This is a genomic window from Streptomyces sp. NPDC058092, assembly GCF_042884935.1.
Taxonomy (GTDB): domain Bacteria; phylum Actinomycetota; class Actinomycetes; order Streptomycetales; family Streptomycetaceae; genus Streptomyces.
In genome coordinates this window covers 21718-36886 of record NZ_JBHVSY010000016.1, presented here as the reverse complement: position 1 = coordinate 36886, position 15169 = coordinate 21718, and the positions used below count along the sequence as shown (strand labels likewise).

At 70.8% G+C, this 15169-nt stretch carries 14 protein-coding genes and 2 pseudogenes; 8 read left to right on the top strand and 8 right to left on the bottom strand.

Annotated elements, in window-relative coordinates; genetic code table 11:
* Positions 1-45: 45 nt before the first annotated feature.
* Together ACFVV1_RS24930 and rho are read right to left on the bottom strand one after the other, a co-directional pair.
* Positions 46-1044 carry an aldo/keto reductase family protein gene (locus tag ACFVV1_RS24930; protein ID WP_389993077.1) on the bottom strand — a complete coding sequence of 333 codons (999 nt, stop codon included), beginning with the start codon at positions 1042-1044 and terminating at the stop codon, positions 46-48.
* A gap of 84 nt (positions 1045-1128) precedes the next feature.
* Positions 1129-2268, bottom strand: a complete 1140-nt coding sequence (rho, locus tag ACFVV1_RS24925) for a transcription termination factor Rho (RefSeq protein ID WP_389993074.1) — start codon at positions 2266-2268, stop codon at positions 1129-1131.
* A 471-nt stretch (positions 2269-2739) separates the two neighbouring features.
* On the opposite strand from rho, the gene ACFVV1_RS24920 reads away from it, so the two are divergent.
* On the top strand, positions 2740-2898 hold the full coding sequence (locus tag ACFVV1_RS24920) for a hypothetical protein (protein WP_389993071.1): 159 nt from the start codon (positions 2740-2742) through the stop codon (positions 2896-2898).
* A 243-nt stretch (positions 2899-3141) separates the two neighbouring features.
* Here ACFVV1_RS24920 and meaB read toward each other — a convergent pair whose 3' ends face one another.
* The 3 genes from meaB to mutA are packed head-to-tail and all read right to left on the bottom strand — an operon-like array spanning position 3142 to position 8240.
* Positions 3142-4161, bottom strand: a complete 1020-nt coding sequence (gene meaB, locus ACFVV1_RS24915) for a methylmalonyl Co-A mutase-associated GTPase MeaB (protein ID WP_389993068.1) — start codon at positions 4159-4161, stop codon at positions 3142-3144.
* Between the two features lie 12 nt (positions 4162-4173).
* A complete protein-coding gene (scpA, locus tag ACFVV1_RS24910) occupies positions 4174-6375 on the bottom strand; it encodes a methylmalonyl-CoA mutase (protein ID WP_389993065.1) in 2202 nt (733 codons plus the stop codon).
* The gene (gene mutA, locus ACFVV1_RS24905) at positions 6375-8240 is read right to left on the bottom strand and encodes a methylmalonyl-CoA mutase small subunit (RefSeq protein WP_389993062.1); all 1866 of its coding nucleotides are present in this window, start codon (positions 8238-8240) and stop codon (positions 6375-6377) included. Before mutA ends, scpA begins: the two co-directional genes overlap by 1 nt.
* Before the next feature lie 206 nt (positions 8241-8446).
* Between mutA and ACFVV1_RS24900 the strand changes: the two are divergent.
* The 5 genes and pseudogenes from ACFVV1_RS24900 to ACFVV1_RS24880 form a co-directional block, all read left to right on the top strand.
* A pseudogene (locus tag ACFVV1_RS24900) lies at positions 8447-8719 on the top strand (MerR family DNA-binding transcriptional regulator); the annotation flags it as partial.
* Between the two features lie 235 nt (positions 8720-8954).
* Complete coding sequence (locus ACFVV1_RS24895) at positions 8955-9752, top strand: tyrosine-protein phosphatase (protein WP_389993059.1); 798 nt, start codon at positions 8955-8957, stop codon at positions 9750-9752.
* A 161-nt stretch (positions 9753-9913) separates the two neighbouring features.
* Positions 9914-10849, top strand: coding sequence for a hypothetical protein (locus ACFVV1_RS24890; protein WP_389993057.1), 936 nt, complete (start codon positions 9914-9916; stop codon positions 10847-10849).
* Positions 10850-10967: 118 nt separating this feature from the next.
* Entirely contained in the window at positions 10968-11372 is a 405-nt protein-coding gene (locus ACFVV1_RS24885; protein WP_389993054.1) for a DUF1992 domain-containing protein, read from the top strand.
* Between the two features lie 84 nt (positions 11373-11456).
* The gene (locus tag ACFVV1_RS24880) at positions 11457-11948 is read left to right on the top strand and encodes a GNAT family N-acetyltransferase (protein WP_389993052.1); all 492 of its coding nucleotides are present in this window, start codon (positions 11457-11459) and stop codon (positions 11946-11948) included.
* 71 nt (positions 11949-12019) lie between these two features.
* Here ACFVV1_RS24880 and ACFVV1_RS24875 read toward each other — a convergent pair whose 3' ends face one another.
* The gene (locus ACFVV1_RS24875) at positions 12020-12409 is read right to left on the bottom strand and encodes a VOC family protein (RefSeq protein ID WP_389993049.1); all 390 of its coding nucleotides are present in this window, start codon (positions 12407-12409) and stop codon (positions 12020-12022) included.
* Positions 12410-12603: 194 nt separating this feature from the next.
* On the opposite strand from ACFVV1_RS24875, the gene ACFVV1_RS24870 reads away from it, so the two are divergent.
* Complete coding sequence (locus ACFVV1_RS24870) at positions 12604-13119, top strand: DUF6328 family protein (protein ID WP_389993046.1); 516 nt, start codon at positions 12604-12606, stop codon at positions 13117-13119.
* 28 nt (positions 13120-13147) lie between these two features.
* On the opposite strand, the gene ACFVV1_RS24865 is transcribed toward ACFVV1_RS24870, so the two are convergent.
* The gene (locus ACFVV1_RS24865; RefSeq protein ID WP_389993043.1) at positions 13148-13975 is read right to left on the bottom strand and encodes a VOC family protein; all 828 of its coding nucleotides are present in this window, start codon (positions 13973-13975) and stop codon (positions 13148-13150) included.
* Positions 13976-14131: 156 nt separating this feature from the next.
* Complete coding sequence (locus tag ACFVV1_RS24860; RefSeq protein WP_389993041.1) at positions 14132-14464, bottom strand: DUF6479 family protein; 333 nt, start codon at positions 14462-14464, stop codon at positions 14132-14134.
* Between the two features lie 214 nt (positions 14465-14678).
* On the opposite strand from ACFVV1_RS24860, the pseudogene ACFVV1_RS24855 reads away from it, so the two are divergent.
* Positions 14679-15026: pseudogene (locus ACFVV1_RS24855) on the top strand (formate dehydrogenase); the annotation flags it as partial.
* Between the last annotated feature and the right edge of the window lie 143 nt (positions 15027-15169).

The window sequence follows — 15169 nt, the reverse complement described above, 5'->3', positions numbered from 1 at the left end:
CTCCGGGCCGGGGTGACCGGTGCGGGCACTCCCCGGCCGGCCGAATCAGCTGTTGCCCTCGTGCCCGGCCGTCAGCCCCGGGTCCCGTTCCGCCACCGGTTCCAGGATGTCGTCGATGCTCTTCAGCAGCTCCGCGTCGAGTGTCACTCCCGCCGCCCCGACGTTCTCCGTCACCTGCTCGGGCCGGGAGGCGCCGATGATCGCGGCAGAGACGTTGGGGTTCTGCAGCACCCAGGCGACCGCGAGCTGGGCGAGACTCAGACCGGCCTGGTCGGCGAGCGGCCGCAGCTGCTGGACGCGCTCCAGCACGTCGTCGCGGAGCCAGCCGGCGACCATGCTCGCGCCGCCCTTGTCGTCCGTCGCCCGGGAGCCCGCCGGGAGCGGCGCGCCGGGCTTGTACTTGCCCGTGAGGGCGCCCTGGGCGACCGGCGACCAGACGATCTGACCGATGCCCAGCTCCTCCGACGCGGGCACCACTTCGCTCTCGATGACCCGCCACAGCGCCGAGTACTGCGGCTGGTTGGAGACCAGCGGGACGTGGAGCTCGCGGGCCAGTCCGTGGCCGTCCCGGAGCTGGTCGGCCGTCCATTCCGAAACGCCGATGTACAGGGCCTTGCCGGAGCGGACGACGTCGGCGAACGCCTCCATGGTCTCTTCCAGCGGCGTCGAGTGGTCGTAGCGGTGCGCCTGGTACAGGTCCACATAATCGGTCTGCAGTCGGCGCAGCGAGTTGTCGATGGACTCCATGATGTGCTTGCGGCCGAGCCCCCGGTCGTTGTGTCCGGGACCGGTCGGGAAGTACACCTTGGTGAACACCTCCAGTCCCTCGCGGCGTTCGTTCCTGAGTGCCCGGCCCAGGACGGCTTCGGCCCGCGTCTCGGCATAGACGTCCGCCGTGTCGAAGGTGGTGATCCCGGCATCGAGCGCGGCACGGATACAGGCGATCGCCGCGTCCTCCTCCACCTGGGAGCCGTGGGTGAGCCAGTTTCCGTAAGCGATCTCACTGATGGTCAGGCCGCTGCGGCCGAGTCGGCGGAATTCCATGTGCCTGCTCTCCCTGTGCTCGTGGGGGACGGATCACGCGAGGGTGTCCATGCTATTGCGCCGTCCGGCGCGGCTCGGGCAGGCTCAGGCATCCGGGACGGTGCGGTGAACCGTACGGAGGAAGACCGCGTTGTCCGGAGTGCTCCGGATACGGTCCAGGAGCGTTTGGAGCGCGGTCTGCGGATCCCTGGAGCGCAGCGCGCGCCGCAGGCCGCGTACCACTCTCAACTCGGTTTCCGGGACGATGAGTTCCTCGCGCCGGGTGCCGGAAGCCTGGATGTTCACGGCCGGATAGGTACGCCGGTCCGCCAGAGCGCGGTCGAGCCGGAGTTCCATGTTGCCGGTGCTCTTCAGCTCCTCGAAGAAGTAGTCGTCGGCGCGGGAGCCGGTCTCCACCAGCGCGGTGGCCAGGATGGTGAGGGAGCCGCCCTCCTCGGTGAGCCGTGCGGCTCCGAAGAGGCGCTTGGGGCCGAGCAGTGCGGTTGCGTCGACGCCGCCGCTGAGGGTGCGTCCGCCCGCGGCCGACGCGTTGTTGTGGGCGCGGCACAGCCGGGTGAGGGAGTCCAGCAGGATGACGACGTCCTGGCCCTGCTCGACCAGACGCTTGGCGCGCTCGACCGCGAGTTCGGCGAGCGCGATGTGCTCCTTCGCGGGCCGGTCGAACGTCGAGGCGAGCACTTCGCCCCGTACGGACCGGCACATGTCCGTGACCTCCTCGGGGCGTTCGTCGAGCAGCACCACCATCAGATGGCACTCGGGGTGGTTGGCGGCGACGGCTGCCGCGATCTGTTGCAGCAGCACGGTCTTGCCGGTCCTGGGCGGCGCGACGACGAGTCCGCGCTGCCCCTTGCCGATCGGGGAGACCAGGTCGACGAGGCGCGTCGCCGGGCTGCCGGACGGTGTTTCCAGGCGCAGCCGGTCCCGGGGGTGGAGCGGGGTGAGATCACCGAAGTGGGGCCGGCCGCGCAGCGCCTGCGGGGAGCGGCCGTTGACCCGTACGACCCCGGACAGGATGCGGGGCCGGTCGCAGGAGCCTTCGACGACATCGCCCTTGCGCAGGCCGTACCGGCGGATCAGGGCGGCCGATACCTGTACGTCGCCGGGGGAGGGGAGGCCGCCACGGACGAGCAGGGCGCCGTGCCCCTGGTGCGTGATGTCGAGGACGCCGACGGCTTCGGTGGTCAATTCCCGTTGAGCAACGGGGTGTTCGAGGGTGCTGGTCATGCGGGTGGTCCTTTCGCGGACATGGCGAATGAAGGGGCCCGGACGGCCTGGGGGCGGAAGAGACCACGCCCCGGACGACGGGCGGGACAGCCCGGACGGGGAAAGCCCTGGCCGGACTGGAAGAAGTGGTGCGGGAAAGCCGGATCGCCGGTCGCGAAAGGACGGGCGCAGCGGCTCTGCGAAGGTGAAACGGCACCGGCGCCCCGAACCGAGGCGTACACATGTACCAAGTGCACCGTACCACGGCGTACGCGCACCGGGTCGGCGACGGCGGCCGCGATATCCGGTTGTCGTGGGGCGCGTGAAGTGATGTGGTTCTCCGGGCCGCCCGCCCGCCCAACGTTCCGACCGGCGCCCCGGGCGCCGAGGAGTCACCTTGCCGATACGCGTCACCGCACTGAACGATCCCGAGCGCACCGGCGCGAGCCACCGGCTGGCGTGGCTGGCGTCCGACCCCGCGGGCGCGGGTGGATGAAGGCGCGGTCCATCCTGCGGGCCCGCGAACACCACCCGGCACTCGACGGCCTGCTGACGGACACCGCGGACAGCAATACGTACATGCGGAGCGTCAACGACGCGCTCGGCTACGAGCCGACGCACAAGTCGGTCGAGTACCAGCGCGATCTGTAGGCCGTGTCCGCGAAGTCCCGGCCGGGCCCGCGGGCCCGGCCCTTCCCCGAGCTCTCGGCCTTCGCCCGAGCAGGGGCGACCTCGTCCTTGCCGCGCTGTCGGAGCCATCCGGGTACGTCGCGTACGCGGATGATCCTCCGCCTTGCGAGTGCACGCACCGGACGCCGCCGGCCACGCCCTTCGGGCGTGCGGCGGGACTTTGCGGACACGGGCCGGACCCGGCCGTCGAACTGCCGTCACCCGTCAGCCCGCGGGGTCACCGGCCTCCGCCGCCGAGGCCGTGCCCCGGAACGCCCCCAGGATCTGTTCGGCCGCCAGCGTGGCCGTCAACTCGCCGTCCCGTACCCGCTGTTCCAGCTCGGGGGTGAGCGCGCGTACCTCCGGATGGGCACGCAGACTCTCCAGCAGCTCGTCCCGCACCATCGTCCAGGTCCAGTCGACCTGCTGGGCACGCCGCTTCGCCGCGAGCCGCCCGGTCGATTCGAGCAGCGCACGGTGCTGCTCCAGCCGCTCCCACAGCGTGTCGAGGCCGGTCGACTCCCGGGCGCTGCAGGTGAGGACCGGGGGCGTCCACGCCGCGTCCACCGGGTGCATCAGCCGCAGCGCACCCGCCAGTTCGCGCGCGGCCGCTCGCGCGTCGCGCTCGTGCGGGCCGTCCGCCTTGTTGACGGTGATGGCGTCCGCCAGCTCCAGGACGCCCTTCTTGATGCCCTGGAGCTGATCGCCGGTGCGGGCCAGTGTCAGCAGCAGGAACGTGTCGACCATATTGGCGACCGCCGTCTCCGACTGGCCGACGCCGACCGTCTCCACCAGCACCACGTCGTATCCCGCGGCCTCCATCACCACGATGGACTCCCGGGTCGCTTTGGCGACCCCGCCGAGCGTTCCCGCGGTGGGGGAGGGACGTACGAACGCCGCAGGGTCCACCGCGAGGCGCTCCATCCTGGTCTTGTCGCCCAGGATGGAGCCGCCGGTACGGCTGGAGGAGGGATCGACGGCCAGCACCGCGACCCGGTGGCCGAGCCCGGTGAGCATCGTGCCGAGGGCGTCGATGAACGTGGACTTCCCGACCCCGGGCACGCCGCTGATGCCGATGCGCCGGGCCCGGCCGGACCGCGGCAGCAGCTCGCGCAGCAACTGCTGGGCCAGTGACCGGTGATCGGGGCGGGTGGACTCGACGAGAGTGATGGCGCGCGCGATGTACGCCCGCTTCCCGTCGAGCACGCCCTTCGCGTAGCTGTCGATGTCGATCTTCGGAGCCATCGGTTCAGCGGCTCACAGCTCGTGGCCGAGCGCGGCACCGAGCCGCGTCACCAGGTCGTACGCGGCATCCGGGATCACGGTGCCGGGCGGGAACACGGCCGCCGCCCCCGCCTCGTGCAGCGCCTGGACGTCCTGCGGCGGAATCACCCCGCCCACCACGATCATGATGTCGTCGCGGCCCTCGGCGGCAAGTTCCTCGCGGAGCGCCGGGACGAGGGTGAGATGCCCGGCGGCCAGCGAGGAGACGCCCACGATGTGCACATCCGCCTCCACCGCCTGCCGCGCCACCTCGGCGGGCGTCTGGAACAGCGGGCCGACGTCGACGTCGAAGCCCAGGTCGGCGAAGGCCGTCGAGATCACCTTCTGGCCGCGGTCGTGGCCGTCCTGCCCCATCTTGGCGACCAGGATGCGCGGACGGCGCCCCTCGGCCTCCTCGAACCGGTCCACCAGCGCCCGGGTACGGTCCACGGAGGGGGATTCACCTGCTTCGTTGCGGTACACACCGGAGATCGTACGGATCTGGCCGGCGTGCCTCCCGTACACCTTCTCCAAGGCGTCCGAGATCTCGCCCACGGTCGCCATCGCGCGTGCCGCGTCGACGGCGAGTGCCAGCAGATTGCCTTCGAGGCCGGGTCCGGGGTCCCGCCCGGCCGCCGCGGTCAGCGCGTACAGAGCCTCCTGGCAGGCCGACTCGTCGCGCTCCTCGCGCAGCCGGCGCAGCTTCTCGATCTGCTGGGTGCGCACCGAGGAGTTGTCGACCTTGAGCACATCGATCTGCTCGTCGGTCTCCACCCGGTACTTGTTGACCCCGATCACCGGCTGGCGCCCGGAGTCGATCCGTGCCTGCGTACGGGCCGCGGCCTCCTCGACCCGGAGCTTGGGGATGCCCGCGTCGATGGCCCGCGCCATGCCGCCCGCCGCCTCGACCTCCTCGATGTGCTGCCACGCCCGCCGTGCCAGGTCGTACGTCAGCTTCTCCACGTACGCGCTGCCGCCCCACGGGTCGATGACCCGGCCGGTGCCCGACTCCTGCTGAAGCAGCAGCTGGGTGTTCCGGGCGATGCGCGCCGAGAAGTCCGTCGGCAGGGCGAGCGCCTCGTCGAGCGCGTTGGTGTGCAGCGACTGGGTGTGGCCCTGGGTCGCGGCCATCGCCTCGACGCAGGTCCGGGTGACGTTGTTGAACACGTCCTGCGCGGTCAGCGACCACCCCGACGTCTGTGAATGGGTGCGCAGGGACAGCGACTTGGCGTTCTTCGGCTCGAATTCCCTGACCAGCTTGGCCCACAGCAGGCGGGCCGCCCGCAACTTCGCGATCTCCATGAAGAAGTTCATGCCGATCGCCCAGAAGAACGACAGCCGCGGCGCGAACGCGTCCACGTCGAGACCGGCGTCCCGGCCGGCCCGCAGATACTCCACCCCGTCCGCCAGGGTGTACGCCAGCTCCAGATCGGCGGTCGCACCGGCCTCCTGGATGTGATAGCCGGAGATGGAGATCGAGTTGTAGCGCGGCATCTTCTGCGAGGTGTACGCGAAGATGTCGGAGATGATCCGCATCGAGGGCTTCGGCGGATAGATGTACGTGTTGCGGACCATGAACTCCTTCAGAATGTCGTTCTGAATGGTCCCGGCCAGCTTCTCGGGCGGAACGCCTTGTTCCTCGGCGGCCACGATGTACAGCGCGAGTACGGGGAGCACCGCGCCGTTCATCGTCATCGACACCGACATCCGGTCCAGCGGGATGCCGTCGAAGAGCCGGCGCATGTCGTAGATCGAGTCGATCGCCACACCCGCCATGCCGACGTCACCGGTCACCCGCGGATGGTCGCTGTCGTAGCCGCGGTGGGTCGGCAGGTCGAAGGCGACGGAGAGGCCCTTCTGCCCGGCCGCGAGGTTGCGGCGGTAGAAGGCGTTGGACTCCTCGGCGGTGGAGAACCCGGCGTACTGCCGGATCGTCCAGGGCTGGTTGACGTACATCGTCGGGTACGGGCCCCGCAGATACGGGGCGATGCCCGGATACGTACCGAGGAAGTCGAGCCCTTCCAGGTCACGCCCGGTGTACAGCGGCTTGACCGTGATGCCTTCCGGGGTCTCCCACAGCAGATCACCGTCGGAACTGCCGGAGGACTCCTTCACGGAATCGCGCCACTGGTCCTCGGACACCTCGGCGGCGCCGCCCGGTCCGAGCCCGATGTCGGAGAAGTCAGGGATACGCATCACGCCACACCCATACGGTCGAGGACGGAAGAGAGCACGGCCACCACATCGGAGCCCGCGAAGACGTACTCGTCGACACCGGTGTACCCGCCGGGCCGGCCGGCGAGGAACACCCGCAGCGCGCCGGCCGAGCCCAGTGCCTCGGCGACCGCCCCGGCCTGCTCGGCGTAGAGCGCGTCGCTGGAACAGAGGCACGCCACGGTGGCCCCACTCGCCTTGAACGCGTCGGCGGCCGTCGGCGCGTCGACCGTGACCGGGTCGTGGACCGGCTCGATCCCGCCCGCCTGGAACAGGTTCGAGGCGAACGACGCCCGCGCCGTGTGCGCCGCGGCCGGGCCGAGCGCGGCGAGGAACACCCGCGGCCGCTGCCCGGTCGCCGCGAGATGGGCGTCCGACCGGGCACGCAGCGCCTCGAACGCCTCGTCACGACGGACCCTGGGCAGACCGCCCGACGCCGTGGCGGACAGCTCGGCGGGGGCAGCCTCGCGCACCACCGGGCGCTCCGTCAGCTGCGGGAACTCACTGACCCCGGTGACCGGCTCCTTGCGCCGCGCCAGATCCTTGCTGCGGGCCGCCCAGGTCGCCGCGAGCCGCTCCCCGATCATTCCCGAGCGCAGAGCGGCCGCCTGGCCGCCCGACCGCTCGATATCCTGGAAGAACGCCCAGGCGGCGTCGGCGAGTTCGGCGGTGAGCCGCTCCACGTACCAGGAACCGCCCGCCGGGTCGATCACCCGGGCCAGATGCGACTCCTCCAGCAGGATCGTCGACGTATTGCGGGCGATGCGCCGGGCGAAGGCATCCGGCAGGCCCAGGGCGTGATCGAACGGCAGCACGGTGACGGAGTCGGCCCCGCCGACCCCCGCGCCCAGGCACGCCAGCGTCGTCCGCAGCATGTTCACCCACGGGTCGCGCCGCGTCATCATCACCGACGACGTCACCGCGTGCTGGCGCTGCGCCCCGGCGCCGGCGGCCCCGCACACCTCGGCGACCCGGGCCCACAGCCGCCGCGCGGCCCGCAGCTTGGCGATGGTCAGGAACTGATCGGCCGTCGCCGAGTACCGGAACTCCAGCTGGGCACAGGCCTCTTCGACGCTGAGCCCGGCCTCCGTCAGTGCCCGCAGATAGGCGACCCCGGTCGCCAGCGAAGCGCCCAGCTCCTCGGCCGCCGAGCCGCCGGCCTCGTGGTACGGCAGGGCGTCGACGGTCAGCGCCCGCAGACCGGGATACTCCCGGGCACACCGCCGGGCCCAGTGGACCGCCGCCGTGAGGTCGGGTCCGGCGCCGCTGCGAGCGGCCTGCCCGAGCGGGTCGGCGCCGAGGTTGCCGCGCGCGGCCTGCGCATCGACGCCCCGCTCCGCGTAGAGCCGGATCAACTCCGTTGCCGCTGCGTCGAGTTCACTGCCCGCGTCGAGCGCCACGGGAGCGAGATCCAGATAGACGCCGTCCAGCGCCGCCGCCAGAGCGGACACCGGAATGCCTCCGGCTCCGCCCACGGTCAGCCACAGCGAGGTGACACCGTTCTCCAGATCGGCGAGCACGGCCTCGTTGAGGCGGGCGGCATCCGGCAGGGTGTGCCGCTGCCGTACGTCCCAGCCGCCCGCCGCATTGCCCTCGGCCTTGCCGCCGCGGGTGAAGGGGGCGAAGCCCGGATATCCGGCATCGGGCGCGCTGTCGCGCGAGGTGTAGAGGGGGCGGGTGATGAGCCCGTCCTCCACCGTGGTGGACAGTGCTTCCTCGGCGGCCGAACCCGCAACACCCTTGCCCGACTTGCGCAGCACGCCTTCGACGAGGCTCTGCCACTGCTCATGGGCGGGGTGAGGGAATTCGGCGGCCAACGAAAGCCCGTCAGCAGGCTGGACCGTCATGGCCCAGATGCTAGGTCAGGTCTCGGACGAGCAGCAGGGGCTCTGTCTGTGACCTTGCCCTCTCCGACCGCACTTGATCCTTCACACACGGTCGCGTAGCCGTGCGGATCCAGTCCTTGGTGCTTCCTCCAATGAGCCTGGCATCTGCTCCATGGATCAGCCAGATGGATTGCAACTGCGAGATCAATCCGAATGTCTTGTGGCACATGCAGTCCTACACAATCGGGCAGGCGGCGCGTCTGTCGGAGGTCAGCCCCGACACGGCCCGCCGCTGGGCGGACGCCGGACGGGGCGCGACCCACCGCGGCGAAGGCGGCCGCCGACTCATTGACGGCCGGGATCCGGCCGCGTTCTCCATCGAGATCGGCCAGGGCGGGGGAGGCGAGGACGACACCTCGTACACATCGGCCCGCAACGCCTTCCCGGGCATCGTCACGGGAGTGAAGCTCGGCGATGTCGCGGCCCAAGCGATATACCAGAAACGCGACAGGCACCCGGCCCGCGCTGCTGACCTGGAGAAGAATTTCCGACCCGGAGAGAAGCGGTGGCGATTTCACATTATCGCTATCTCCTTCGGTGTCCTCTATCGGCGTCCCTGCGGCGTTTTACTTTGTCGAATTCCCGGCCGCGTGCGACGTTTGATCCGGCCAGCTGTCGAATCAATTCGGATACGTGTCGGGAAAAGATGCGTGTCGGGAAAAGGGGAAGTTCATCGTGCAGACCGCCAGGGCCGTCCCGGCATCCACCGTCGTCAATCTGCGCGATCTGGGCGGCATCTCTCTGGGCCCCGGCCGCCAAGTCCGGCCGGGCGCCGTACTGCGCTCCGGCCAGCTCAGCGGGCTGGACGCGGCGAGGGACATGGCGGTGGCCGAGCTCGGCATCCGTACCGTCGTCGATCTGCGGACCGCCGACGAGCGCACGGCGGCCCCCGACCGGCTGCCTCCGGGTGCACGGCTCTTCGTCGCCGATGTGCTCGGCGACAACCCGGGCGTGGCACCCGCCCGGCTGCGCGCGCTGCTCGCCGACCCGGTCGAGGCGGAGCAGTTGCTGGGCAGCGGGAAGGCCGAGGAGATGTTCGCCGAGACCTACCGCCAGATGGTGCTCTCGCCGGGGGCCGCCGCCGCCTACCGGGCCTTCGTCGAGACGGCCGCCGACGACCGGGCCCGCCCGGTGCTCTTCCACTGCACGGCCGGCAAGGACCGAACCGGCTGGGCCACGGCGCTGCTGCTGATGATGCTCGGTGCGGAACGGGACGTGGTGCGGGCCGAGTTCCTCGCGGTGAATCCGGTCGTACGGGTCGCCTACGCCCCGTACGTACAGGGCTTTTTGGACGCGGGCGGTGACCCGGAGATCGCCTCCGCGATCATCGAGGTCCGCCCCCGCTATCTCGACATGGCGCTGGACGCCATGAACGAGCGGTGGGGCGGGCTCGACGGGTACGTGCGCGACGGACTGAGGATTCCGCAGGCCGCGGTGGAGCGGCTGCGCAGCGGACTCGTGATGTCCGCCTGAGCCGAACGCCGGAACCCGGTTCCTCCCCGGCGCCCCCGGTCGGTTCCTGGCGGAAGTGGCGGGAGTTGGCGCACTCCCGGGTTGACTTGATACCCCCAGGGGGTATGTTGTGGGTCATCGGGAAGCGCTGCCTTCCGATGGACCCGATGGAGGACACCGCCATGAACAACGCACTGAGGATCACCGCCTTCGCCGCCGCGCTCGCCGCGACCTTCGGGACCGCGTACGGCGTGGGCAGGGGCGTCGACCCGCTGGTGGCCGCGGAGGACCGCCCCGCGGGGCAGCATGCCGGCCACAGTGAGGGGAAGGAGGACGGGGCGACCGGTGGGGCGGGCCCGGCGGCCGGGCTGCAGATCTCCGACGGCGGCTACACACTGGCCCTCGAAACGCCCACGGTACGAGCCGGAGTCCGGACCGGGATCAGGTTCGCCGTCCTGGACGACACCGGCCGCAGGATCACGGCCTATCAACGGGAGCACGGCAAGGAACTCCATTTCATCCTCGCCTCGACCGACCTCACCGAATTCCGGCACCTGCATCCCGTCCGCGCGGCCGACGGCACCTGGTCGACCACGGTCGACCTGCCCAAGGCCGGTGGGTACCGGGCGTTCGCCGACTTCACTCCCGCGGCCGGGGGCGCCGAGCTCACTCTGGGCGCGGATCTGGCCGTCTCCGGCACCTACCGTCCCGCCGCTGTGCCGGCCGCGCGTGCCACCGCCGAGGTGGACGGCTACCGCGTCGCACTCGACGGCCGACTCCGCGCCGGCCGGAGCGGCGAGCTGAAGCTGACCGTCAGCAGGAACGGCCGCCCCGTCACCGATCTGCAGCCCTACCTCGGTGCTTACGGGCACCTGGTCGCGCTCCGCTCGGGCGACCTGGCCTATCTGCACGTCCACCCGAACGAGGGCGGCCCGGGGCCCGTGGTGTCCTTCATGGCGTCGGTGCCCAGCGCGGGTACGTACCGGCTCTTCCTCGACTTCCAGCACGAAGGGAAGGTCCGGACCGCGGCCTTCACCGTCCGGGTGCCCGCGTCCGGGGAGGGTGCCGCCGACCGGCACGAGAGCGAAACCGGGGCACCCGCCGGGCACGCGCACTGAGCCGCGCGCGGATGCCGGGCGACGGGCGGCGACGTGGGCCCATGGACACGGCGGGCGCTGCCAGGGGCCTGGGTATGGTGAAAGGGCCGGAATACGAATCCTCCGAGAGGGGCGTGCGTTGACCGAACGCAAGCCTGCGGGCGTCAGCTTCGAATCATGGGTCGACAAGCAGATCCGCGAGTCCGAGCAGCGCGGTGACTTCTCGCAGTTGCCGGGATTCGGCAAGCCTCTCGACTCGCTCGACGCTCCGTACGACGAGACCTGGTGGATCAAGCGGAAGATGCAGCGGGAGGGGGTATCGGTTCTCCCGCCGGTCCTGGCGTTGCGCAAGGAGGCGGAGGACGTGCGTGAGGCCGTGTCCGGGGCGCGGACGGAGGCCGATGTGCGGCGCATGCTGGCCGAGGTCAACGAGAAGATCCGGGCAGCCATTCGACGGCCGCCGCCCGGGCCCCTGCTGAACCTCGAGCCGTTCGACATCGACGCCGTGGTCGAGGAGTGGCGCGCGGCCCGGCGCTCGTCGTAGCTCCGGGCCGGGGGCTCGGAGGCAAGGGACCCGCAGCGGCCGGGCACGTACCGGACACACAACCGGATGCGTAATACTCCCTTTATGAGATCGAGCATTACGCACACGGGTGACGGTGCGCGTCGCGAGGACGTACGGGTCAGGCGCGCGACCGCACGGGACGCCCGGCGGCTCACCCGGCTGGTCAGGACCTCCCGCGCCTACGAGGGCCACTTCGCCGCCATGGTCGCCGGATACCGGGTGGGGCCCGACTACATCGAGACCCACCGGGTCTTCGCGGCCGTCGAGGCCGGCACCGACCGGCTCCTCGGCTTCTACGCGTTGATCCTCGACCCGCCGGAACTCGACCTCATGTTCGTCGCCGACGACGCACAGGGTCTCGGCATCGGGCGGCTGCTCATCGCGCATCTGCGCGAGGAGGCGCGGCGCTCCGGCCTGACCGGCGTCCGTATCGTCTCGCATCCGCCCGCCGAGGGCTTCTACCGGAGCGTGGGCGCCCGGCGCACCGGCACCCTCGCCGCCAACCCGCCCGCGGTGATGTGGGACCGGCCCGAACTGGTGCTGCCGGTCGCCTGAACCGACGCGGGAAGGGTGCGGCCGGAACCCGTGCACGGATGACGGCCGAACCCCCTTTCCCGTACGCCGTGTTACGAGGGGAAGCCTCCGTACGGACGCGTGATGATCTCCATGGCGTGACCGGCGGGATCGAGGAAGTACACACCCCGGCCGCCGTCGTTGTGGTTGATCTCCCCCGGATGCTTCCGATGCGGGTCCGCGTAGTAGGTGAGCCCGAGATCCTTGATGCGGACGTACGCCCTGTCGAACTCCGGCTCCGAGACGAGGAAGGCGTAATGCTGCATGACGATTGACGCTTCGGGAATGGTCGCGAAGTCCAGAGTGACGCCGTTCGCGGTGGCGACCGGGACGAACGGGCCCCACTCCGTGCCGACTTCCAGGCCCAGTATGTCCGCGAGGAACTCGGCGGATTCCTGGTTGTCCCGGGCGTGAATGATGGTGTGATTCAACTCGACTGACACTGTGGAATGCCTCCAACGGGCATCTCACGGGCACCTCCACGCCTCACCCGGCCGGTGACCGACGCGCGATGCCGTACTCAAGATCCTAGATGCGTCCGTACGGGCCGTCGAGGGCCCGGTGCGATCGCCGTGAGGTCTACGGTGGGTGAGGAGGGGCAGGCGATGCACTCTGCGCATCGGGACGGAGGCTCACGGTGACCTCGACATCCCATGATCCCGGCAGCCGGGACCGCGACACGGGCCGCGACGAGACGCCCGAGGAGCGGGCGGACCGGCGGTGGGGGGAGCTGCTCCAGGAACTGCGGGTCGCCCAGACGGGCGTCCAGATCCTGTTCGGCTTCCTGCTCGCCGTCGTCTTCCAGCCGCGCTTCGCCGAGCTCTCGGACACCGACCGCGCCATCTACGTGGTCACCGTGATGCTGGGCTCCGCCACCGCCGCCGCCCTGATCGGGCCCGTGTCGTACCACCGCCTGGTCACCGGACGGCGGCTCAAGCCCCAGACGGTCACCTGGGCGTCCCGGCTGACCGTGCTCGGACTGGTCCTGCTGCTGTGCACCATGTGCTCCACCCTGCTGCTCATCCTGCGGGTGGCCGTGCACAACTCCCTCGCCCTGTGGCTGGTCGTCGGCATGGCGCTGTGGTTCCTGGCCTGCTGGTTCGTGTTCCCGGCCCTGGCGCTGGCCCGCTCCTCGCGTGAAGCCGAGAAATGACCGGCGTACGGGGCGGCCGGATCATGGATCAGCCCTCATCGCCCGCCATGGGGTCCCGGACGTCCGTGACCGTGAAGAGCCCGCCGTCCGGGTCCAGCAGGGTCGCCTCGCTGCCCCGCCCCAGCGGACGCTGTTCGACCAGGCTGCCGCCGTTCTGCCGTGCCGCCTCGACCGTGGCCGCCACATCGGCGACGGGGAAGTGGACCTGCCAGTGCGGGCGGACCAGCGGATCGGGTGCCGCCTCCACCGCTCCGGAGCTGATCCGGGCGAGCCGGCGCCCGTTGCAGTCGATGATGACCTCGTCCTTCTCGTACGACACCTCGCAGCCCCCGGGGCGACCGCTCGCCCAGTCGAGCACCCCGCCGTAGAAGATCGCCGCGTCGAAGGCGTTCCTCGTGTGCAGCCGCAGCCAGGCGTGCGAGTAACCGTCCGGCGCCGGGGGCGAGGTCGCGGGCTCGGTCCGCTCCCAGATGCCGAACACCGCGCCGTCGAGATCGGCCGCCAGCGCCCCGCGCCCCTTGCCGAGCGCGAGCGGCCCCACCGCGACCGTGCCGCTGCGCTCACGGATGCGTGAGGCCGCCGCGTCTGCGTCGGGCACGGCGAAGTAGGGCGTCCAGGCAACGGCCACCTGGTAGGCGGTCGCCACCGCGCCGATGCCGGCGACCGGCACATCCCCGCGGCGTGCGACGGAGAACTCCTGCCCCAGCTTGCCCGGCCGGAAGGTCCAGCCCAGCACGGCGCCGTAGAACTCCTGCGCCGATCCCAGGTCGCGGGTCATGAGATTGACCCAGCAGGGCGCTGCGGATCCGGTCAGCGGTGCCGGCATCGACACCGCCCGGGGATGGCTTCCGGTCATGGTCCTACTGCCTTCATCGGTTCTGCGGCCTGCGCGTGCCGGTGGCCGTCGGAGCCTCACCAGCCTCACCGCGGGCGGCCACTCCCGCAACACGCGGCGCCGCCGTGCACTCCGTTGCGGCGCGGTGCGGCGACTGACCGCCCGGCCGCCGGGAGGTCAGTCACGCTGCTCGTCGGTGTCGCGATGGATGGGCTCGTTTCCGCGGTCACCGAGCTCGTAGGGGGACAGCCCCCGGCCGTTGGGCGGGAAGCTGTCGTCGACGTGGACATCGCGTTGCTCGATGTGGCTCCGGTGGTCCGGCCGCGGTGGCTGGTCCTCGGGCCGGGGTGGCGGCGGCTCCTGGGCCCGGCGCTTCTTGCCCAGCCAGAAGCCGCCGATCAGCACGGCCACGACCGCCACTCCGACGATGCCCATCACCGCGCCGACCGCGCCGCGCCCGTCGGCGAGGGTGAGGGCCAGTGAACTGAGGTCTCCGTTCGATACGTCCATGCCTCCCGGATACCCCGAGGGGCAGGCATCACTCGGTAAAAACTATGAATTCATGTTTTAAGTGGATATCAACCTAAAAGTGTTTCGGTGACGCGGGGCACTCGGCGGGCCGGGCCCGGCGCCTCGGCCCGTCCGCCTGTCGGTGGCCTCGTGTCGCCGTCGCCCGGCAGCGGGGCGAGCCTGGAGAGGATCCTCGAATTCGCTGGAGGGAAGCGTGGGAGTGCCGAATCCGCTCAGCCGGTGGCCGGTTTACCGGCAGTTGGCCGGCGGTGATCCGCTGGGCAGAGGGCGTGCCGCGATGTCGCCCGCGACAGCCGGTCTCAGGCCCCGTACCGCCACGTCCGACCGGGTCGTGCAGTCCGTCTGCCCGTACTGCGCGGTGGGCTGCGGTCAGCAGGTGTACGTCAAGGGCGACCGGGTCGTACAGATCGAGGGTGCCCCCGATTCGCCGATCAGGTCCAACTTCGCCGAGGCCCACCCGGTCGGCTTCCAATGGGTGATGGAGGCCAAGGAGCGCGGCGCCCGCATCATCCACGTGGACCCGCGCTTCACCCGTACGAGCCGCCCCGCCAGATTCACCCACATGCTGCGCGTCCTCAAACCGACCTCGACGATGAGCGTCGGCTCCTGGCTGCTGTCCGGATACGGACCGGCCGCGGGCGTCGCCGCGCTCTGCGCCACCACCGGCCGGCTGCCGCGGACCGG

Coding starts and splice junctions, on each gene's coding strand:
- ACFVV1_RS24930 (WP_389993077.1), bottom strand. CDS start 1,044: ATGGAATTCCGCCGACTCGGCCGCAGCGGCCTGACCATCAGTGAGATC.
- rho (WP_389993074.1), bottom strand. CDS start 2,268: ATGACCAGCACCCTCGAACACCCCGTTGCTCAACGGGAATTGACCACC.
- ACFVV1_RS24920 (WP_389993071.1), top strand. CDS start 2,740: ATGAAGGCGCGGTCCATCCTGCGGGCCCGCGAACACCACCCGGCACTC.
- meaB (WP_389993068.1), bottom strand. CDS start 4,161: ATGGCTCCGAAGATCGACATCGACAGCTACGCGAAGGGCGTGCTCGAC.
- scpA (WP_389993065.1), bottom strand. CDS start 6,375: ATGCGTATCCCTGACTTCTCCGACATCGGGCTCGGACCGGGCGGCGCC.
- mutA (WP_389993062.1), bottom strand. CDS start 8,240: ATGACGGTCCAGCCTGCTGACGGGCTTTCGTTGGCCGCCGAATTCCCT.
- ACFVV1_RS24890 (WP_389993057.1), top strand. CDS start 9,914: ATGAACAACGCACTGAGGATCACCGCCTTCGCCGCCGCGCTCGCCGCG.
- ACFVV1_RS24880 (WP_389993052.1), top strand. CDS start 11,457: ATGAGATCGAGCATTACGCACACGGGTGACGGTGCGCGTCGCGAGGAC.
- ACFVV1_RS24865 (WP_389993043.1), bottom strand. CDS start 13,975: ATGACCGGAAGCCATCCCCGGGCGGTGTCGATGCCGGCACCGCTGACC.
- ACFVV1_RS24860 (WP_389993041.1), bottom strand. CDS start 14,464: ATGGACGTATCGAACGGAGACCTCAGTTCACTGGCCCTCACCCTCGCC.